Here is a 19,300-nt window from a genome sequence, read left to right as displayed (position 1 = left end):
GGATCCTATGCCCTCTTCGCCATACCCTTCACGTGGCGCGAGTCGGAGAGTGTGGGCTCCTTGAGCCTGACTCCGCGGCCTCCGGTCTGACTGGCTGCTCCGTCGCCGATCAGTTCGATACCGCTCTGGTTCAGCGCCTCGATCAATTTCATCAAGGAATCGACGTTGCCGCGCACGACGCCTTCGCTCGCTTCCATACGCTGGATCGTGGGGACCGAAAGGCCAGACAGTTCGGCAAGCTGGCGCTGGTCGATGTCAAGAAGCGCCCTGGCCGCGCGGAGCTGTGCTGCGGTGATCATCGTCGAGATGCCAGTACTGATATTTTGTGCATCAATACTGCACGTAAAAGTGCTAGCTGTTCGATCAATTATACCAATGAAGTTGTTTTGTATAGCTATATTGATGTTCGAGACCTCATTTGCCGAGGACTTTGTCCCAGGCATCAACGCATTGGAGGGTGCGTATTGCAGGCCGGCCATTGATCGACTCGCTTGATGGACTTTCGGCGATGATGGATTATTGGCGGAACAGGTCGTTGTCGGGGGCGAAACCCTATTCTCCGGCCGTAGCTCAATCGGTGGGTTTGGGTCGGGGAAGAACGAAAATGCGTTCTCTTTCAATGGAGATTGACTGATACTCTCTCCGCCACAGGGGAGCTTGTGCCGTCATCTATGCAGAAGAGCGGATCGCTACACGCGTTTCGCGCGTCTAGGAGCCGACACTAAGCACCTCTCTCCCACGGAGCGCGCTCTTGCTATTCCGCGATCGCTGACTTCAGCCCTTGTTGCCCGCGAATGTCGTCAGCGATAACATTCGCACGTGGGTTGAGAAGTTGCGAGTTGGTGGATTTCAGCCACCGACGGATACTTGGGCTATTCGCATTCGATGCCGCAAATACCGTACTGCTGATCGCTTGTTGTTGGCGTCGTAGGTGATCCTCCAGCAGCTTGGGGCGAGTGATGTAGCCTGCGTTCACGCCGGGAATTGCGTGGTTCATCAGCAGCTTCGCATCGAACTCCGACACGCCGGCTGCGGCGGCGATGGTGCGAAAGCTCTGCCGTAGATCGTTACCCCATTTCGACAGCGTGGCCCGATCTTCTTTCTGCTCGACGATGTGCCCCGACACGCTGTCGGCCGGGAATATCCATTGGCGGGCGTGCGACGGACGCATCTGATGTCCGAAGCGCATGACTCGGATCAGGCAGCGGATCATTTCCCGAGATAGAGGAATGTCGAAGGCCCGCTTCGCGCCGCCCTTGGGCTTCGGAATGTGCAGGATCCGTCTCTTGAAATCGATATTGCCCGGAGTGGTTTCCTGCAACGCGGTGGGCCGACATCCCCGAAAGCAGCGTGAAGAGATGGAATTCACGGCGGATCGGATTGTCCAAAACCGGCAATTCGGAAAACCAGGCCCTCAGATCACCGGGCCCCATTCCGGTGTCGCGTCGCTTCTCTCCATTCCAGTCGATAGCCCCGACGGGATTATCGGGCGGCAAGGTCTTGTTGGCTTTTCGGGCGTGGGAATAGATGGCCCGGAGAGTGCGCATGCTTCCATTCGCAATATATGGCCCGTTCTCCTTGGTGATTTCGTCATGTCTCTCGACCACCTTTGCAGGGTGGCGGCCCAAATCTTTCAATGGCGTATCGAGCCATTTGATGAAGATTCGTTCCACGTGATCCCGATAGCTCTCGATTGTGCGCTCGCTACGGCCTTTCCTAGTCATGTGGGCGTCGCGATATCGCTCCCACGCTTGCCTGAGCGTGATGCCGCCGGATTGATGCGCGATCGGGCTATCCCCGCTGGCCGCGACGCGACTCGGTTTCGACCCGGCCTTGGGATGCTGACCCCGGCCTATCTGAGCAAGATATTCCTTGGCAGTCGCTCGGGCCGTCCTTGTCGAGAGTCCTTTGACGTCGCCGATTGCGACCCGGATCGACGTCGCTCGCTTGCCGTCCTCGCGAAGGTCGCCTTGGACGGTAAAGGTTCGTTTCCGCTTTCCGACGACGACGAAGAAGCCCTTCAGTTCGGTGTCGCGCGCCAGATACCAGCCCTTCCTCGGGGTCGGCAGGCGAGCGATTTCTTTGTCGGTCAGCAGGAGACGGACATCGGCCATCGGAGCGCTCCGAAACAAAAACGGTTTTTCAAACGGTTTTGGCAAATCGGGGAGTTCGACGGTTCGACCTCGACCTTGTAGGAGGATGTGCGATAAAAGGCTCGAAATTAAGGACTTTTGCGTCTATCGTTGCGCTGTGGCGTACAGTCGGATAGCGTGGCGAAGCAATGTTTTTGAACTACGAATCTGAGGGTCGGACGTTCGAAACGTTCCGGGCGCGCCATTCGCCGATGAACCACAGCACGTTCAATTCGCACGTCCATCACTTCCGGTCGATGCGTCGATTGGCGGATCTCGGGTGCGCAGGAGAACAATCTTGAGTCGCTTCTGGTCAGAGCTCGTTCATGGGCTGTCGCCCTATGTGCCTGGCGAGCAGCCGCAGATCCCGGGCCTGGTCAAGCTCAACACCAATGAGAGCCCGTTCGGGCCGTCGCCGAAGGCGATCGAGGCCATACGGGCCGCCGCTGCCGACACCTTGCGGCTCTATCCAGATCCCCAGGCAACGCGGCTGCGCGAGGTGCTCGCGGCCTATCACAAGGTCTCACCCGAGCAGGTGTTCGTCGGCAACGGCTCGGACGAGGTGCTCGCGCATACATTTGCGGCGCTCCTGAAGCAACCTGCGCCGCTGCTGTTCCCTGACGTGACCTACAGCTTCTATCCGGTCTACTGCCGGCTGCTCGGGATCGACTACGCGACCGTTCCGCTCGATGCCGAGATGCGCGTGCGTATCGACGATTATGTCGACCGCCCCGGCCCCGTGATCGTGGCCAATCCGAATGCGCCGACCGGAATTGCGCTGTCGCGTGCCGAGATCGCACGGTTGGCTGCTGCCCACAGCGATGTGGCCGTCGTCATCGACGAGGCCTATGTCGATTTCGGCGCCGAGACTGCGATCCCTTTGATCTCCGAGCATCCCAACCTGCTGGTGGTGCAGACGATGTCGAAATCGCGCGCGCTGGCCGGGCTGCGCGTCGGCTACGCGATCGGCGCCGCCGGCCTGATCGAAGGCCTGACGCGGGTCAAGGACAGCTTCAACTCCTACCCGCTCGGTCGGCCCGCCCAGGCCGGCGCGATCGCCTCGATCGAGGACGACGCCCATTTCCAGCAGGCGCGCTCGGTCATCATGAAGAACCGCGCCGACCTCACCGCCGCGCTGGCCCGTCTCGGCTTCGAGGTCCTGCCGTCCAGCGCCAATTTCGTCTTCGTCCGTCATCCTGATCGTTCCGGCCAGGCGCTGGCCACGGCCTTGCGTCAGCGCGCCGTGCTCGTCCGCCATTTCACCGCCCCGCGGATTGCGGACTATCTGCGTATCACCATCGGCTCGGAGACGGAGCTCGCGCGGCTGACGGACGCGCTGCGCGAGGTGTTGGCGCAGAATGGTTGAGAGTTGTGGCTGAGATGACGATCGGTCGGAGCCGATCCGCCACGACCGGCACACTCTGCGAAGTCTGGATGCCATTGGTCCCAGACATCAGACCCGAAGCACGCGCGCGATTTCTAGCAGCCGCGGCACCTGCGCGTGAATGGCTGCAGCCACGTCGCGGTCGAGCCTGTCGCGCCAGCGCGCAGGAATCGCCGCCAGCCCATAGGTGGCGCCGGCCAGCATGCCCGCGAGAGCGCCCGTCGTGTCGGCGTCGCCGCCCTGGTTGACGGTCTGCACCAGGCATTCTGTGAACGAGTCGATGGCGAGATAGTGGTGCAGCACGGTCTGCACGGTGTCGACGATGAAGGCCGAGCTCTGCCCGGGGTAGGGGACGAAGCTGAAGGCGCGGTGCTTGCCGATCAGAGCTTCGGCTTCGCGGCGGACGGCGTCCTGGCCCTCACCCTGCAGCAAGGCATGAGTCATGCGCACCAGCGCAACGCAGGCGTCGTCCGACAACGGATGATGGTGCGTGGCGCGCGCCTGCGCCAGCGTCCACGTCTCGGCGTTGTCCGGTGCCTCGAGCGTCGCGAGCGCCACGGGCAGTACGCGCATCGCCGCGCCATTGCCAGCGTCGCCTTCGGCGTAGACACCTTCGACCGTGCCGCGCATGACGTAACGGCGGATGCCGCGGCGGCAGGTGTTGCCGACATCGGCCGGCCCGGTCCGGAGCCACGCCGCGAACTCCTCGCAGACGTCGCGTGCGTCGAAGCCGCCATTGCGGATCAGCGAGCGTCCCAGCGCCAGCGACATCTCGGTGTCGTCGGTGACCTCGCCCGGCTTCAGCTTCAGCCAGCCGCCGCCGATGATGTCGCGATGCACGCCATATTGCGCGGCGATCTCGTCTCGGGTCATGAACTCGACGGTGGCGCCGAGCGCGTCGCCGATGGCAAAGCCGAGATAGGCCGCGAGCGCGCGTTCCTCGACATCGAGTGCGGTCATGCTGCGATCCGCTCACACATAGTCGACGCTCACGCGGTAGTCGCCGCCGATTACGAGGTATTCGCCTTCGCCCTTCAGCGCATGTGATGACAGCAGGCCGTTGAAGAACACGATCTTGCTGACGGGGACGCGCGCGGTGAGGATCATGTCGCCGAAGCAGCCGGCAGTGTCGCGGTCGGAGGAGAACGAGACGAGATTGTTGAGCCGGACCACCGCCTCGCGCCGCGTCGTTCGCTCCACGATCCAATGCTCGTCGAACGAATTGACGCCGCGATGCAGCGTCAGATGCGTCTGGTCGGGGAAGGTGAAGCGGCGCATGGCCCATTGGCAGAATTCGAACAGCAGATCGAGCTGCACCCAGATCGCATTGTTGTGGAAGCGGCTCGACATCTTCTCCTCGACATAGGTCGTCCAGGCCCGGCTTGCCACGGCTTCGATAGCCTCCTTGTGGAACGATGGGCCGAGGCCGAACCGGCTCTCGACCCAGCCCTTGAGCACGGCGCCTTCCGGGCCGTTGCTGTCGAAGCCCCAGCCCTGGATCAGCCGCAGGAAGGACGAGCGGAAACGCCGCCGGCCGCCGGACGTCGCGGCGCGTTGCTCGGGATCGAGCCCGAACATCGCCATCATGTAGGTGGTGAAGGCTTCGCCGGCTTCGGCGAGATGTTCGGCCTGATCGAGCATCGTGAACAGGCTGGGGTTCATCTCGGTGACGCCCCAGATGTGCAGCGGCACCGCCGCCTCGTTGAAGGCAGCGCTCGCCAGCCACTCGGAAGGACGCCCCACGAGGTTGGTCGAATGGCCGATGCCGCGGCGGGCGCGCTGTGCTGCGTCGTTCATGGTCGGCATGATGCCGGGTCGCGCAGTGTAAGGGAAGCCGTCGGTACTGACATGGCGGAGAGCTTCTGATTGTCAGCTGCAACCGCCCCAGCCGGTGCTACCATGACCACCGCAACCCCGCCGCTTGGAGCCTTCGAAATCGCCCGCAGGCAACTGCGTCGCCGTTGCGCTGTCGGAGCGGTTCGTCTGTGAAGTGCATCGAGCGCGCCTGCCGAGAGCGTTGTCTTCGATCCATTCGAAGCCGGCTGCTCGATCGCGCGCAGTGTGTCAGCACGGAGGGCAATCAGCACGATCGCGTTGAATTCTTCCCGGCCGTCCACTGGTGAGATGCCCGCGTCATCTGCGTCTACTGTAATGCTACGGTAAGGCCGTGACGCTAGCTTCGATGCGTCCTTACGACCGACATCACATCGGTTTCGCCATCGACGGCGTGTCATGATGAGCCATGGCTCGCCGTCTCTCGATGTGGTGTTCGATCGGAAGGACATTGGAGCGCCGCCGCAGACCCGAAAGCCCGGCCTGATCAGGTCGGCTCCGTCCCACCTGCGGCACCTTCCATCATGATCTGGCGCCGCATGGCTTCGAACGTCGTCGGAGTCCAGTGAGCGGGCCGTTCGGTTTGTGTCCCAGCCCCACACTTCCGAACGGCCTGCAATGATGGACCTCGTGGTGACACTCGCGCTCACATGTTGATCGCATCGTCTTGCGTCTGTAATGATACGGTAAGCCGCGGCCGCGAGTCTCCCGCAGCGACGGCTGAGCTGATCGCAAGGAGAACCCAATGAAACGAATTTGCGCGCTTATGATCGTGGCCTCGACCATCGCAGGCGCGATCGCGACGCCGGCCAATGCCGGTGGCAACCGCGGAGCGGCGGTGGCGGCCGGCGTCGTCGGAGGTCTGGCGATCGGAGCCCTGATCGGGTCTGCGGCAACCGCCCGTTCCGCGCCCACCTATGTCTACAGCTACGAGGATTATCCGCCGCCGCGGGTCGTCTATCGTCGTCACCGCGTCTATGAGTACGACGCGGAATACGGCAACTATGGCGACGGCTATGTGTCCGGCTACCGGGACGGCTATTCCGACGGATCCTGGGACAACGACTGAGACCGCCGCCCAAGCGCAAGGTCCCGCCGACGCGGGACCTTGTCCTTGATCCGAATGTTCGGATCCGCTGACGAGGCTGCCGCGTCCAGCGTTGCCTCGACCTATGGTTCCTTCGGCCGTGTCACCAGGAATGCCACCACCGTTCGTGTGCATCCTGTCCAGCCGAGCAGCCGGGCCTGCACCGCGAACTCGCGCTTGACGTAGTTGCCGGATCCGGCGGCCGCCGCTTCCGCGGCGGCGATGCAATCCGCCTGGTCGCGGAAGCACAGCGAAATCCAGCCTCCGCTGCCAGAGTCCGCACCGGTCTGGTGGGCTGTGGTGGGCAGACCGTAAGCGGGATGATCGGCACTGTAGAAGGTGGTTGCGAGCGCAAGGCTCTCGGTGCCGCCGACATGCTCGAGCGGCTTCCCCGTCAACTCCCGCCATTGTCGCGTCGCTTCCCGCGCGGTCTGCTGGTAGAAGGTACGACCTTCCTCATAGCCGTGCTTGTTGCGATAGAAGGCGTGGAGCGGCGCCGCAACGATCGCAGCCAGGACGGCGATCCCGGCCGTCAGCACCGCGATGTTGACGGTATGAAAGCGCGCGATCGGATAGCTGGTGCCGCAGACGACGACCACGACGAACAGGAACAGTCCCTGCAGCGCCCATAGCGACGGCAGGTCGGTGCCCATGACCAGCGCGTTGATGACGGGCAGGCCGAGCGTGCCGACGGCGATATATGACAACAGCCGGAGGCCGTCGTTCAGCGTGGCCATCTCCGTGGTGAAAGACCTGATCCTGGCGCCGGCGACGATCAGCCAGGTCGCGGCCGGCACGGCCATCGCGGCCGCGAGCCCCAGCAGGAAGAACAGGGAATCCCGTAACGACGTGGACAGGTTGGACCTGGCGTGCAGCAGCGCGTACTGAATGGGGGCTGCATCGTTGGCGACGAGCCAGTCGAGATGCATCGACAGCGCGGCGAGGCCCACGACGCCGGAGATCCACGGCGATGCCGACGTGAAGTAGGCGCGTCGCTGCGGATGCGCCATGGCGGCGAATGCGAAGCTCATCACCAGAAAGATCGAGTAGTACTTGCCGAGCAGCGCGAGCGCGGCCGTCAGGCCGGCGGCCGCCGCCCAGGGCAGTGTTCGCGTTTCGAACGCGCGCAGGAAGCAGTAGGTGGCGAGCGGCCACGTCGCGAGCTGCACCGAGTTGGCGTTGAAGCGCTGTGCGTGAAACTGATAGGCCGGCGTCAGCATCAGCAGCAGCAGCACGATCACCCGCTTGTCCCCAGTGACGAAACGGCGCGAGACGAGATCGACGCACCACAGCGCCAGCGCCGCATTGGTCATCGCCATCAGGTGGAATGACCAGTCGGAGAGAGGGAAGACGGCGGTCCAGGCGCCGGCGATCCAGCCCATCAGCGGCGGATGCTTGTCGTAGCCCCAGGCGAACTGCCGTCCGAATGTCCAGGTCTCGAGAACGTCGGGATGCAGGCCGGCGCCGGCATAGGCGATCGAGAGATAGGCCGTCCACACGGCCACGAAGCAGGTCAGCAGCAGCGGCACCGCCCAGCCGGCCTCGATGCCGTCCAGCCAGCGCAGGAATGGAATGCGCCAGGCTGCCGGATGGCTGTCCGACCGTTCAGCGACGGTCGAGAACGCAAACTCGTGGAACATGCCGGTGTGCATCAAAAATGGTGCGTCGAACGGGACGTTCGGTGAGCGGCCGCGGCCGATAATTGGGGGCGGACCGTCCGGTGTGTCCGGTCGATCATGCGGCAGGCTCCATGCGAGCGAATCCTCGGCGTTTGTTTGAGTGTGCCAGTCTCGGCCAAGACGATTACGAAAGGCTGACGCCGCCGGCTTGCCGGCCGATGGAAAAACGGATCATCGCGGCGGGGCACGTCATACGACCGCAATCGCGCCAGCCGAGAAGCGGTTCAGCTTGCAATCGGAGATGTCGCGATAGGGCCAGTGCCCGCCAGCAGCGTGGAGTATATGAGCTGCGCGCGATCGGCGCTGGCAAAACGAGTCAACTTCGCTTGCGCGATCAAACAAAAGTATCAGAACACCGCCGACGTAATCCTATTGTAATCCCTCCGTAATGATAGGAACAGCCGATTGTCGATGATGCGGGAGAATCGCGTGCGCGTTCTGGTCGTTGAGGATGACCCCCAGCTGGGGATCTGGCTGCGGGATGCGCTCGCGACGGCGTTCGGCTCGTCGGACATCGTCACGACACTCGACGAAGGGCGTGCGGCGATCGCCGTGCGCAATTTTGAGCTCGTGGTGATCGACCGCGGCCTCCCGGACGGCGACGGGCTGGCGCTGTTGCCGGACCTGCGGCAGCAGAAGCCGAGCCCGGCGACGGTCGTGCTGACCGCGCTCGATGACCCCGCCGACATCGCGCGTGCGCTCGACGAAGGCGCCGACGACTACGTCGCCAAGCCGTTCGAGCCGATCGAGCTGGTGGCACGGGCGAGGGCGGTGCTGCGCCGGCTGTTTCTCGACCGCGGCGCGACGGTCTCCATCGCCAATCTGAGCTACGACATCGTCAATCGCGCCGTCTGCGTCGAGGACGTGCCCATCGTGGTGCCGCGGCGCGAGCTGGCAATCCTTGAGGCGCTGGTCCGCCGCAGCGGGCGGGTGGTCCTGCGCGAGACGCTCGAAGCCGCGGCCTACGGCTTTGAGGACGAGATCCAGTCGAATGCCATCGAGGCCCACGTCTCGCGGCTGCGCCGCCGGCTGCGCGAGGCCAATTGCAAGGCCGCCATCAGGCCGGTGCGCGGCCTCGGCTATCTCCTCAGCGGCGAGTGACCCAGGTGAGGTGGCAGAAGCTCAGCCGTATCCGCCGCTCGATCACGTTGCTCTCGGCGACGCTGATCGGGGTGGTCACCACCATCATGCTGATCTGCGCGGCCGCCCTGCTGATCCGGTTCGGCGGCGACGATGACGGCACATGGGGCGCCGCCGACGTCGCCGATGCGCTGAAGGAGGCCGTATCCCGCGATGCCGGCGGCCACCTGCTCATCAAGCAGACGTCGCGTCTCGACAAGATCATCCAGGATTTCCCGACTTTCTGGTACGTTGTCTCCGACAAGAGCGGCGAGGTCAGCTACGGGCCGATTCCGAAATGGCGTCCGCACAAGCCTCCGTCGTCGCAGGACGGCACCAGCTTTCTGGCCTATGCGATCGACGGCGAGACGCGGAATTTCAAGCGCATGACGGCCGTTCGGAATACGCCGGTCGGTGAGGTCTGGATCGAGACCGGCGGCGTCGCCTATACGTCGACGCAGCTGATGCTGGGCACGCTGACCGACGCGACGGTCGTTGCGCTTCCAATCATCCTGGTGCTGGTCGTGACGGTATTCGCGGCCCTGGTGTTCGTGCCGACGCTGATCGCGCGCCCGGTTCGTGCGGTGGCGCGCGCGGCCGAGATGATCGACGGCGTGCCGGACGGCCGACGGCTGCCCGAGCGGGACGCGCCGGCGGAATTGCTGCCGCTGGTCACCGCGTTCAATCGCGCCCTGTCGCGCATCGATCATGCCGCGGAGGCGCAGCGCAACTTCCTGTCCAACGCGGCGCATGAGCTGCGGACGCCGCTGACCAATGCGCGGACCATGCTCGAGGCAATCCCGGATGCTGGCTTGCGGGCACGTCTCGTCGGCGAGAACCAGAAGCTGTCGTCGATCGTCACCATGCTGCTGCAACTGGCGCGCATTTCGATGGAGCCGGTCGAGCTGACCGAGATCGATCTGGTGGCGCTGGCCCGGCGCGTCACGGCCGAGCATGTGCCGATGGCGCTGAAGGCCGGCCTCGAGATCGGCTTCGCCGGATGCGATGCGCCGGTCTCGATCCTCGGCTCGGAGCCCGCGTTGGCGGTCGCGCTCTCCAACCTGATCAGGAACGCCGTCATGCATGCCGGCGCCGGCGGTCCGATTCTCGTCGAGGTCGACGCGTCGGCGCGCCTGAGCGTGATCGATTCGGGGCCCGGCCTGCAGGCCGATCAGCCCGAGCGCCTGCTGCAGCCGTTCGAGCGCGGCCGCGCCCATGGCGATGGCATGGGGCTCGGGCTCTCGATCGTGTCGCAGGTCATGGCGACGCATCACGGCCGCGTGGCGTTGCGTGAGACGCCAGGTGGCGGCACCACGGTCGAGCTCAGCTTCGCGCCTGCCGCGCCTCAGCCGGGCGGTGCACCGGCGGCGGCCGAGGCGGCAATCCCGGCGGTCCGCCGCACAGCCGAGAAGGCCGCGCCGCCGCCGCGCTCCGTTTAACGATTCCGCGGCCCGACCTCGCGAGCCTCGCGCGGCCCGCGCTCAGCGCGGCTCCCTGCTCCGCTGCCACTTCAGGAAGTCGCTGTAGAGTCTCGCGGCCTCGTCCGGCGACATCCGCGCCTGCGCCTTGCGCTCGTCGAGAAACTTGCGGAATTCGGCCGGGTTGGCATCCTGGCCCGGCGACTGCATCGTGCGGGCGCCGTCGAGCCATTCCTGCGCCGCCTTGAAGCGGACCAGGCCCTGCACCGGCGCCGACAGCACGGTGTCGCGCCATTTCGGATGCCGCGGCGGCGATTGCAGCACCTGGATCTTGCCGAACAGCGCGTCGACGAACCGCGCCGTGCGGCGATAGCGCTCGCTGTTCTCCGGCCAATTGTAGACCATCAGCACGGTCGAGGCGGCGACGGTCTCGACCTTGGTGCCGGGCGGCACCAGGTTCGGATATTCCTCGGACGAGAACGACGACGGCAGATAGATGTCCTGCAGCGCGTGGTCATAGGGGATCGTCAGGAGATGCAGCCGGCCGCCCTCGTTCTTGATGCCCTTGATGATCGGCGCGTCCTTCGACACCGAGGCGATCCAGGCATCGCCCTGGCCGTCGATCAGCTTCTGCAGCCCGCCGGTCGGATCAGTCTGGGAGTCGATGTCGGCGCGGATGCCGAGCCGGCGGAAGATCGTGCGCGCCGCCGGCAGGCCGATCGAGCGCTCGGCGAACACCCGCCGTCCATTGAGATCCTCCAGCGAGCGGATCTCGCGCCGCGCGACGATGTGGACGTCGTTGTGGAAGAGCTGCGCGATGTAGCGCACGCGCTGCGCAATGTCTGGAATGTTGTATTCCGTCTTCACGAATTCCAGCGCGTCGGTGGTGACGAAGCCCATGTCGATGTTCTTCAACATGATGATGTCGATGAGGTTCTGCGCCGAGCCCCTGCCGAGGATCGGCAGCACGCGCAGGCTCTCGCCCTCGTCGAGCACCGCGGCCATGTCGGAGCCCATGACCGACATCGGCCCGCCGATCGGCGCGGTGATCACGGTGACGGTGCCGGAGTTCAGCGCCTCGCGGTCCGGCAGCGTACCGACGGCGCCGCCGGCCGGCGGACGCTGCGGCAATTGCTGCGCCCGGGCGCTGCCAGCCGGCGCCACGAGGGATGACAGAACAAGTGCAAATACGAATGCGCCAACAGCTACGCGCGCGACACGATTCACCGAACGCTTCCTCGATACATTCTAAATTGACAGTGGACTTAGCAGTTCGATCCCGGCCGAAGTTTGGCCGTGAGGTGGCGATCCGCGAGATGCTGCAAAGTCGCCCGGCCTGCTTCACGGCTGTGCTGAAAATGCGGTGCAGGAGCAGCGTGATCAAGTGCCGCGATCGAGGACCGGCGCTGAGCGCGCCGAATCCTCGATCACAGGCCGTGTTCGGTGGAGAACGATCGCACTGCGTGCGTGTCGAAACGTCGCATGCTCGGCGCTGAATGATGGCGCCGCGCGCCGGCGCTCACGCGCTGGCCGCGTCGAGCCGCGCGACCTGATCCGCGGTCAGCGCGAGCTGCGTCGCCGCCACCAGGGTGTCGACGTGCTCGGGCCTGGTGGCGCTGGCGATCGGCGCCGTCACCGACGGCTTCGCCAGCAGCCACGCCAGCGCGATCGAGGCCTGCTGCGCTCCGGTCTCCCTTGCGACCGCGTCCAGCGCGGCGAGGATGCGCATGCCGCGCTCGTTCATGTATTTCGGGATGCCGCGCTGTCCGCGCGGGCTCTTGCCGAAATCGGCCTCCGAGCGATACTTGCCGGTGAGGAAGCCGGCGGCCAGCGAGAAGAAGGTGATGACGCCGACGCCGTAGTTCTCGCAGACGCGTTGCAGCGCGCCTTCGTAGGATGCGCGCTCGGCGAGGCTGTATTCCGGCTGCAGGCTCTCATAGCGCGGCAAGCCGCTTTTCGCCGACAGCTCGAGCGCGGCCTGCAGCCGCTCCGCCGAAAAGTTCGAGGCGCCGATCACGCGCACCTTGCCGGCCTTGATCAGCCTGTCATAGGCCGCCAGCGTCTCCTCCTGCGGCGTCGTCTCGTCGTCCTTGTGCGACTGATAGAGATCGATCACGTCGGTCTGCAGCCGGCGCAGGCTGTCCTCCACCGCGCGCGCGATGTAGTCGGCCTTCAACCCGACCTTGCCGTCGCCCATGTCCATGCCGACCTTGGTGGCGAGGATGACACGATCGCGATTGCCGCGCAGCTTCATCCACTTGCCGATGATGGTCTCGGACTCGCCGCCGCTGTGGCCGGGCACCCAGCGCGAATAGACGTCCGCCGTGTCGAGGAAGTTGATCCCGGACTCCAGCACCTTGTCGAGCAGGCGGAACGAGGCCGCCTCGTCCACCGTCCAGCCGAACACGTTGCAGCCGAAGCAGAGGGGCGGAACGTTGAGGCCGGAACGGCCGAGCGGGCGCATCTTCATGGGAGGCTCTCGATCTGAATGATGTTGGCTGCATCCATCGCGGACGCCTGCCGCAGATTGCCGTCATTCGTCGCGCGAGACCAGCGCGGCAGGAGCATGGCGGGCCCGTCCGGCCGCATCCAAACCGTGGCGCGGCTGCCCCGAAGTGGGTCCGGCAGCGTCAGACTTTTCACTCACTTGCCGATGATGGTCGCAGCCTGCGAACGCCTCGCAGCTGGAGACGCGGGGGCCATGATCAAGGAGTCCGTCTGATGAACACGCTGACCTATGACCAGCTCGGGCTGAGCTCAGATGGCCTCATGATGCCCGATCCGGCCGCGGCGGCGAAGAACGCGACCACCAATACGGCTGCGGCCGCCCCGCCTGTCGTGCTGCCGCCCGGCGCGGTGTCGGATCCGGTGGTGCATGCCGACGGCTCCGAGACCGTCTCGGTTCACACCGGCGGTCTCACCTTCAACCTCACCTTCGATGCCGCCGCTGCTGCCGCGCCCGAAAGCTTCCGCGTCGGCGTCGAGCAGGCTGCGGCGATCCTGTCCTCGGCGATCACCGATCAGGCCACGGTCAACCTCGCGATCGATTTCGCCGGCACCGGCGGCGGCGCCGGCGCCAATGTCTCCAATGGCGTCCTCGCCAGCTACGCGCAGCTCCGAACCGATCTGCAGGACCACGCGGTGGCCGGCGACACGGTGTTCGACAACCTGCCGACGGGGCGGGCAGTGCAGGGCCATTCCCAGGTGTTCGTCGCCAACGCCCAGGCCAAGGTGCTCGGGCTCATCGATCCAAACAGCACGACGACGGAGGACGGCTTCGCCGTCTTCAACACCGACATCCCGACGCAGTCGCTGGTCGGCGTCGCGCTGCACGAACTGTCGCATGCGCTGGGACGGGTGCCGTCGCCGGGCAATCTCGACATCTTCGACCTGTTCGACTTCACCAAGCCGGGGCAGCATCTGATCAACAACAGCATCAGCTCGGCGCCGCCGGCCTATTTCTCGCTCGACGGCGGGCTCACCAAGATCGCCGATTACGGCCAGATGTCGGACCCGGCCGACTTCCTCAACACCGGCATCCAGGGCGCCCGCGATCCCTTGAACGAGTTCTACAATCCGACCACGTCGCAGACACTGTCGCCGATCGATCTCGTGGTGCTGGAGACGCTCGGCTACAATATCTCGACCCCCGACACGCAGGCGCTGCTCGCCCAGATCCCGCACGCCGCCGGGGTCGCCGCACCGGTGCAGACGCCGCAGCAGGCCGTCGCGATCGCCTCCGCCGTGGCCGCCGAGACGGCCGCCAGCCTCACCAAGCTGGGTGATGCCGCCGGCGCCGCGCAGGTGCTGGCGAATGCCCAGGCCGATGCTGCTGCGCTGAATGGCACCGATGCCGGCGCGAACCATGACCACGCAACGGCCTATGCGTCCTATTCCGCCGAGCCGCACCACGATCCGATGATGCTCGCGATGCATCTGCACGCGATCAGTGCGAACTGAGGCGGTCGCTACCAGCAGAGGATCGATTGGGCGCGAGAAGGTCATCGCGTAGTCGATCTAAGTCATGCCCGCCATTTCATCGTCGTCATGGCCGCGCTTGCCCCGGCCATCTCCGTCGCACTCGCCTGAACTGAAAGGCGTGATGTAGCCAAGCGATCGGGCGGATCGGAGGTGCGGTCCGCTCACGATCAATCGCCATGTGTCCGACGCGACAGGTCAGGATCGCTCGCGGTCGCGTTGTCGGTTGAGTTGACGCAAATAGCTCAAACCGCAGACGGTCAGCCGGCCGGGATCATCCACGCCCTGATCGGCCATCCCGCGCATGTGCCGCGCCGGCGCGCGCCGCGTCGCCTGGTCCAGATCGTGTCTGGCCATGCGGCGATAGATCTGCATCGCTCGCGAGAGCGGCTTGGCAAGTTCGATCCGAGGCATCGAAGTCAACGGAAGCCGGCGGCGATCGTTCCGAATGCCGGCCCATCATCGGAGCCAACTGGTGCGCCGCTGATTTCGCTCACGCGCAAACGATGCGGATGGTCCCCGCGTTCGGCTCCTACCGATAGACGACGATCGCTGCTGGCGGGTTGACCTCAACCTCAGTCTCCGACCGCCATGTCAAGACATCTCCGGGGCAAAAGCACCAAGTCTGGACGCGTCGCATATTGCATGGTTCACGGGAACTCGCGTATCCTTCAGGTAGCGTGAAGACGACGGTGATCACTCGGGGCGAGGCGATCGTTGGGCGCTGGGGGACGGTTCATGGGAATGAAGTTCGCTTTGCGTGCGGCGCTGACGGCGGCTGCCATGGCGCTGCTCGGTGGATGTGCGACGTCGCCGGAGGGCCTGAATTCGCGCGACGTTGCCGATAGCAGAAGCTTTTCCGAAAGCTACGAGGAAATCTACCGCCGCTTGATCGAGACCGGCAAGCGCTGCAATCCGCCCGTCCCGGTCTTCAGTCCAGGCAACCCGGCCCAGGGACAGATCGAAGCCGAAGGCGAACTGCACCGCGACCGCGGCTTCGCGGAGTTTCGCCTGGTCGCCGGCAGCTATGGGATCCGGATGAACTACTTCGTCGCGGCGCGCATCGAAAAATCCGGCTCTGGATCCCGCGTGACCATCAAGGTTAGCAACCCGATGGGAGCAGGCCCCCTGAGCAGCCGCATCTATCGCTGGGCCGGTGGGGACTCGAGCTGCTAGCACGGGCGGCGTGCCTTGATCAGGATCGTTATCAGAATCGTTCGCGGCCGCGTTGGCGGTCGAGCTTGCGCAGATAGCTGAGGCCGCAGACGGTCAGCCGGCCGGGATCATGCACGCCTTGTTCGGCCAGCCCGCGGATATGCCGCGCGAGGGCGCGTCGCGTTCCCTGGTCGAGATCGTGTCCGGCCACGCGGCGATAGATCTGCATCGCGCGAGAGAGCGGCTTTACAAGTTCGATCTGAGGCATCGGGTCCAACGGACGGCGACGGCGATCGTTCCGATACATCAGGGCACAGCCGCCGGCTTGGCTGGGCGCAGCGTGAGAACGATGGGAACGGCGATCGCGTAGATGGCGACGACCGACAGCCAGATCGCCCCGGGCCAATCGTCCCTGACGACGAAGTACAGGCTCGAGAAGCCGAGCGGCGCAACGATCGATGCGAGGCTGACCGTGGCGGCGAGCACGCCCTGGAGTTGCCCCTGCAAATCCTCGTCCACCTGCCGGGTGGCGATCGACTGCAGGGCCGGCATGCCCATGCCGCCGAGCGCGAACAGCGGCATGGCGCCAAAGACCATCCAGCTCCGGTTGACGAACGCCATGGCGGTGAGGGCCGTGCAGACACAGGCGACCCCGGTCAGGATGGCGCCGCGCTCGGTCAGCAATCTCACGGCCGGACCGGGAAGGAATATTTGGGCCAGCATCTGGCACACCCCGAAGGTGCCGAGCGACAGGCCGATCCAAAGACCGCTCCAGTGGAAGGTGTCGTCGCCCCACAGCGCCCAGCAGACGCCATAGGCCTCGCCGGTCGCGCTGAACAGGAAGAAGAGGAGAACGACCGGCAGCAGGCTCTTGACGGCGAACACCCAGCGCAGTGGCCGCAGCGGGTTCAGAACTGCGATCTCGATCTTGCCAGGGTCCGGTGGTCGCGATTCCGGCAGCATCAGCAACGCCAGCAGGACGTTGCATCCGTTCAATGCCGCCGCCACGACGAACGGCAGCCGCAGCCAATGGTCGCCGAGCGCGCCGCCGAGCACGGGCCCGATGATGAAGCCCATGCCGAACATCGCATTGAGGAGGCCGAAGCGGCGGGCCCGCTCGTCCTCGCGCGAGACGTCGGTGATGTAGGCCGTGGCCACCGAGACGTTGGCGCTGGTGACGCCGGCGATGGCGCGGCCAAGCAGGAGCATCCAGAGATCGGGCGCAGCCGCCAGGAACAGGTAGTTGACGATGGCGCCGGCCAGCGAGACCAGCAGCAGCGGGCGCCGGCCGAGCCGATCGCTCAGCGAGCCCAGCACCGGGGCGCAGATGAACTGCATCGCGGCGTAGAGCGCCGTCATGACGCCGAGAAGGAACGGCACGTCGCCGGTGTGGGTCACGTCGTGCAGCAGCGCAGGCAGGATCGGAAAGATCAGCCCGATGCCGACGGCATCGAGCACGATGGTGAGATAGATGACGGCAACAGCCCTGGTCATGGCGCGCTCCGGTTCACGCGAGCCGATGGCGCAAACACGCGCGACCGCTCGCTGGAGCCTGACGATCCGTCAGGCGATTGATGTGTGGGAGACGCTGGGCCGGTCCATGCCAAAAGGCAGATGGACGGCTTGTACTCGGCCGCAGGCAACGGCCGCTTTTCGCGACAGGCGCCGTCTACACGCCGAGATCGGGCGGCGCAAGCCGCTTTTTCCGAACGACGATCGGTGCATTCAATGCATATTCATCGATACATCGCCGGAGCTCTGGCTCAATCTGCAGACCGACTACGACGCCAGATCGCGAGGCGCGATCTCGGCAAGATTCTCGATCGCATCGAGACGGTGAACAAGCCACGGCGGCTTGAGCTGGGGAGATGCCTTAGGCTCTGGCTAGTTGGGTACAGTGCTGCCTTGAGGCGACGCGTGCCCACCGGTAGATGAGCCGGCGGTGAGTGCGCGGCGCGCTGGCGTTCAATTGTGTGCAGTCTACCGGTGTCACCGCAATCGCTGCTGGCTGAACATACGGTGCAGGCAAGCAAATAAAGCGGTTCGGGGAGCAACCCAAGATTGACGAATCGGGTCGCCATGCCAGATTGGTGAACGGATCAATGATCCTCATCTTTTACGATCCTAGGTGAATAAGGAATGCAAGTCGACCTAAACACAGCGATTGTTGCGGTCATCACTGCGCTTGCTACTTGGGTCCTAAAGCCGATAGCCGAGCGATATATTGAGGCGTTCTTCAAGCGGAAGCCTGTCTTTGCTATTCATCCTTATGTATTGCGCGACAATTGGCTGGTCCAGATTCAGCCGGTGAACGGCCCGGCCCGCCGAAAGAAGCCTTTGCATCTGTCATTTCAAGGCACCTTGACCATGGGGGTAGGTGTTATGAGCAATGAATCCGATACACTCGGGTGGACGCTGGACATTTCTAGTATTGAGGTTCTTCGGGACGAGCTGCGGAAAGCGACGTTTGTCGACGTCCAGCTATTCTTCGACGCAAGTCAAATGTCCGAGCCGGTGCGCCTGACTTACAAGCCTGTCAACCCTGTTCGATCGGCACAGCAGTCGCCGCCCATTTCGATTGAGACAGTTAGAGCCCTAATCCAAAGTGTCTCGTCTCACCGTATAGTCCACGTAAGTAGCGTCGAAATTCTTTTAAACGATGGCTTTCCGCTTGCTACCGAAAACGTGAGGTGGAACAGCGTTTTCGATGGCAAGGAGCTTGTCATCGCCGGGGTGGAGCATTTCGAGATTGAAGGTGATGATGCCGCGCTTCTGGTCGAGCCGCAATACTCTTGGGTTATTACTTTCGAGAACTGCAGAAACATCGCGATAACTGACCTTACCTTAGGTCATGTCAGCGCTGGGTACTGTCAAGGTGGTGTTCTGAGATTTGTGAATTGCAATGGAGTGAAGGTCAGAAATTGCGATTTGTACGGATCAGGGACATATGGCTTTGAGTTTGAGAATTGTGCTGACGTTGATGTTGACAATACGACGGTTCGGGATTGCTCCTACGGAATTCTCAAGATTTCCAACAGCCAGAACATTACGTTTACTGGTTGCGTGTTTGCTGACAATCGTGAGTTTGATCTGTGTAGCTTCTTTGGCGAGGTCGAGCAGATCATGTTTCGCAAGTGCTCATTCGAGCGCAATCAATCAGGCTATTCGATGTTCAGAATGGATGGCATCACAGGGGGTGGCGGTGTTTACGTTTGGGGGTGCAAGTTCAGTTACAACGTGTGCCGTCGCCTGAACGATGGTGGGTGGTTCTTGTCTGAGAACAACAATGAATACGTTGGCAACTCGTGGGAGAGTTCTCCTCAGATTAATTAGATTCTTGCTCCTTCTTGTCGGCGTCGGCCCGACGGGCAATTCCCGCATCCCCATCATGCGCAAACTGCCCGTCGCGCCAGTTTGTCGCACGCTTCCCGGCTTGCACCGTCGAGGCTGGGCAAGAATCCGAATTAGGGGGGTGAGAGGGCTCGGCGCGGTGCAATTTCGAGCCATGACTGCAT

At 64.0% G+C, this 19,300-nt stretch carries 17 protein-coding genes and 1 pseudogene; 8 read left to right on the top strand and 10 right to left on the bottom strand.

Annotated features, from left to right (window positions below; translation table 11 throughout):
• Positions 1 to 5: 5 nt before the first annotated feature.
• Positions 6 to 479 (bottom strand): helix-turn-helix transcriptional regulator, encoded by a 474-nt coding sequence (locus tag QX132_RS28160; protein WP_316163399.1) that lies wholly within the window; start codon positions 477 to 479, stop codon positions 6 to 8.
• A gap of 275 nt (positions 480 to 754) precedes the next feature.
• Positions 755 to 2,114: pseudogene (locus QX132_RS28155) on the bottom strand (tyrosine-type recombinase/integrase).
• A gap of 316 nt (positions 2,115 to 2,430) precedes the next feature.
• Here QX132_RS28155 and hisC point away from each other — a divergent pair.
• Positions 2,431 to 3,498 (top strand): histidinol-phosphate transaminase, encoded by a 1,068-nt coding sequence (gene hisC, locus QX132_RS28150; protein ID WP_316163398.1) that lies wholly within the window; start codon positions 2,431 to 2,433, stop codon positions 3,496 to 3,498.
• Positions 3,499 to 3,585: 87 nt separating this feature from the next.
• Here the strand turns inward: hisC and draG are convergent, their stop codons facing one another.
• Both draG and QX132_RS28140 read right to left on the bottom strand, forming a co-directional pair.
• Positions 3,586 to 4,476, bottom strand: a complete 891-nt coding sequence (draG, locus tag QX132_RS28145) for an ADP-ribosyl-[dinitrogen reductase] hydrolase (RefSeq protein ID WP_316163397.1) — start codon at positions 4,474 to 4,476, stop codon at positions 3,586 to 3,588.
• A gap of 12 nt (positions 4,477 to 4,488) precedes the next feature.
• A complete protein-coding gene (locus QX132_RS28140) occupies positions 4,489 to 5,313 on the bottom strand; it encodes an NAD(+)--dinitrogen-reductase ADP-D-ribosyltransferase (RefSeq protein ID WP_316163396.1) in 825 nt (274 codons plus the stop codon).
• A gap of 781 nt (positions 5,314 to 6,094) precedes the next feature.
• Here QX132_RS28140 and QX132_RS28135 point away from each other — a divergent pair.
• Positions 6,095 to 6,418, top strand: a complete 324-nt coding sequence (locus QX132_RS28135; RefSeq protein ID WP_316163395.1) for a hypothetical protein — start codon at positions 6,095 to 6,097, stop codon at positions 6,416 to 6,418.
• 101 nt (positions 6,419 to 6,519) lie between these two features.
• Here the strand turns inward: QX132_RS28135 and QX132_RS28130 are convergent, their stop codons facing one another.
• On the bottom strand, positions 6,520 to 8,076 hold the full coding sequence (locus tag QX132_RS28130) for a glycosyltransferase family 39 protein (RefSeq protein WP_316163394.1): 1,557 nt from the start codon (positions 8,074 to 8,076) through the stop codon (positions 6,520 to 6,522).
• Between the two features lie 468 nt (positions 8,077 to 8,544).
• Between QX132_RS28130 and QX132_RS28125 the strand changes: the two genes are divergently transcribed.
• Both QX132_RS28125 and QX132_RS28120 read left to right on the top strand, forming a co-directional pair.
• Positions 8,545 to 9,216 carry a response regulator transcription factor gene (locus QX132_RS28125; RefSeq protein WP_315734907.1) on the top strand — a complete coding sequence of 224 codons (672 nt, stop codon included), beginning with the start codon at positions 8,545 to 8,547 and terminating at the stop codon, positions 9,214 to 9,216.
• 5 nt (positions 9,217 to 9,221) lie between these two features.
• Positions 9,222 to 10,673, top strand: coding sequence for a HAMP domain-containing sensor histidine kinase (locus tag QX132_RS28120; protein ID WP_315734906.1), 1,452 nt, complete (start codon positions 9,222 to 9,224; stop codon positions 10,671 to 10,673).
• 42 nt (positions 10,674 to 10,715) lie between these two features.
• Here QX132_RS28120 and QX132_RS28115 read toward each other — a convergent pair whose 3' ends face one another.
• A complete protein-coding gene (locus QX132_RS28115; RefSeq protein WP_316163393.1) occupies positions 10,716 to 11,879 on the bottom strand; it encodes a hypothetical protein in 1,164 nt (387 codons plus the stop codon).
• Positions 11,880 to 12,171: 292 nt separating this feature from the next.
• Positions 12,172 to 13,122: an aldo/keto reductase gene (locus QX132_RS28110; protein WP_316163392.1), complete on the bottom strand. Its 951-nt coding sequence runs from the start codon at positions 13,120 to 13,122 to the stop codon at positions 12,172 to 12,174.
• 251 nt (positions 13,123 to 13,373) lie between these two features.
• Here QX132_RS28110 and QX132_RS28105 point away from each other — a divergent pair, with 251 nt between their 5' ends.
• Positions 13,374 to 14,612: an NF038122 family metalloprotease gene (locus tag QX132_RS28105; RefSeq protein ID WP_316163391.1), complete on the top strand. Its 1,239-nt coding sequence runs from the start codon at positions 13,374 to 13,376 to the stop codon at positions 14,610 to 14,612.
• Between the two features lie 216 nt (positions 14,613 to 14,828).
• Here QX132_RS28105 and QX132_RS28100 read toward each other — a convergent pair whose 3' ends face one another.
• The gene (locus tag QX132_RS28100) at positions 14,829 to 15,005 is read right to left on the bottom strand and encodes a hypothetical protein (RefSeq protein WP_315734902.1); all 177 of its coding nucleotides are present in this window, start codon (positions 15,003 to 15,005) and stop codon (positions 14,829 to 14,831) included.
• A gap of 408 nt (positions 15,006 to 15,413) precedes the next feature.
• On the opposite strand from QX132_RS28100, the gene QX132_RS28095 reads away from it, so the two are divergent.
• Positions 15,414 to 15,806, top strand: a complete 393-nt coding sequence (locus QX132_RS28095) for a hypothetical protein (protein ID WP_315734901.1) — start codon at positions 15,414 to 15,416, stop codon at positions 15,804 to 15,806.
• Between the two features lie 31 nt (positions 15,807 to 15,837).
• On the opposite strand, the gene QX132_RS28090 is transcribed toward QX132_RS28095, so the two are convergent.
• Positions 15,838 to 16,092, bottom strand: a complete 255-nt coding sequence (locus QX132_RS28090) for a hypothetical protein (protein WP_316163390.1) — start codon at positions 16,090 to 16,092, stop codon at positions 15,838 to 15,840.
• Positions 16,092 to 17,279, bottom strand: coding sequence for a TCR/Tet family MFS transporter (locus QX132_RS28085; RefSeq protein ID WP_316163389.1), 1,188 nt, complete (start codon positions 17,277 to 17,279; stop codon positions 16,092 to 16,094). The genes QX132_RS28090 and QX132_RS28085 overlap by 1 nt, the downstream gene beginning before the upstream one ends.
• Between QX132_RS28085 and QX132_RS28080 the strand changes: the two genes are divergently transcribed.
• Together QX132_RS28080 and QX132_RS28075 are read left to right on the top strand one after the other, a co-directional pair.
• On the top strand, positions 17,257 to 17,625 hold the full coding sequence (locus tag QX132_RS28080) for a hypothetical protein (RefSeq protein WP_316163388.1): 369 nt from the start codon (positions 17,257 to 17,259) through the stop codon (positions 17,623 to 17,625). The genes QX132_RS28085 and QX132_RS28080 overlap by 23 nt on opposite strands.
• Before the next feature lie 299 nt (positions 17,626 to 17,924).
• Complete coding sequence (locus tag QX132_RS28075) at positions 17,925 to 19,118, top strand: right-handed parallel beta-helix repeat-containing protein (protein WP_316163387.1); 1,194 nt, start codon at positions 17,925 to 17,927, stop codon at positions 19,116 to 19,118.
• The last annotated feature ends 182 nt before the right edge of the window (positions 19,119 to 19,300 follow it).

This window comes from Bradyrhizobium sp. SZCCHNRI20481 (genome assembly GCF_032485055.1).
GTDB lineage: Bacteria > Pseudomonadota > Alphaproteobacteria > Rhizobiales > Xanthobacteraceae > Bradyrhizobium.
This window is presented reverse-complemented; position numbering and strand designations above follow the sequence as displayed.

Excerpts from the sequence above, each read along its gene's own strand:
- QX132_RS28160 (WP_316163399.1), bottom strand. The coding sequence starts at position 479 with ATGGCCGGCCTGCAATACGCACCCTCCAATGCGTTGATGCCTGGGACA.
- draG (WP_316163397.1), bottom strand. The coding sequence starts at position 4,476 with ATGACCGCACTCGATGTCGAGGAACGCGCGCTCGCGGCCTATCTCGGC.
- QX132_RS28075 (WP_316163387.1), top strand. The coding sequence starts at position 17,925 with ATGCAAGTCGACCTAAACACAGCGATTGTTGCGGTCATCACTGCGCTT.
- QX132_RS28090 (WP_316163390.1), bottom strand. The coding sequence starts at position 16,092 with ATGTATCGGAACGATCGCCGTCGCCGTCCGTTGGACCCGATGCCTCAG.
- QX132_RS28140 (WP_316163396.1), bottom strand. The coding sequence starts at position 5,313 with ATGAACGACGCAGCACAGCGCGCCCGCCGCGGCATCGGCCATTCGACC.
- QX132_RS28105 (WP_316163391.1), top strand. The coding sequence starts at position 13,374 with ATGAACACGCTGACCTATGACCAGCTCGGGCTGAGCTCAGATGGCCTC.
- QX132_RS28130 (WP_316163394.1), bottom strand. The coding sequence starts at position 8,076 with ATGTTCCACGAGTTTGCGTTCTCGACCGTCGCTGAACGGTCGGACAGC.
- QX132_RS28095 (WP_315734901.1), top strand. The coding sequence starts at position 15,414 with ATGGCGCTGCTCGGTGGATGTGCGACGTCGCCGGAGGGCCTGAATTCG.
- QX132_RS28080 (WP_316163388.1), top strand. The coding sequence starts at position 17,257 with ATGACGGCAACAGCCCTGGTCATGGCGCGCTCCGGTTCACGCGAGCCG.
- QX132_RS28135 (WP_316163395.1), top strand. The coding sequence starts at position 6,095 with ATGAAACGAATTTGCGCGCTTATGATCGTGGCCTCGACCATCGCAGGC.
- QX132_RS28100 (WP_315734902.1), bottom strand. The coding sequence starts at position 15,005 with ATGCAGATCTATCGCCGCATGGCCAGACACGATCTGGACCAGGCGACG.
- QX132_RS28110 (WP_316163392.1), bottom strand. The coding sequence starts at position 13,122 with ATGAAGATGCGCCCGCTCGGCCGTTCCGGCCTCAACGTTCCGCCCCTC.
- QX132_RS28085 (WP_316163389.1), bottom strand. The coding sequence starts at position 17,279 with ATGACCAGGGCTGTTGCCGTCATCTATCTCACCATCGTGCTCGATGCC.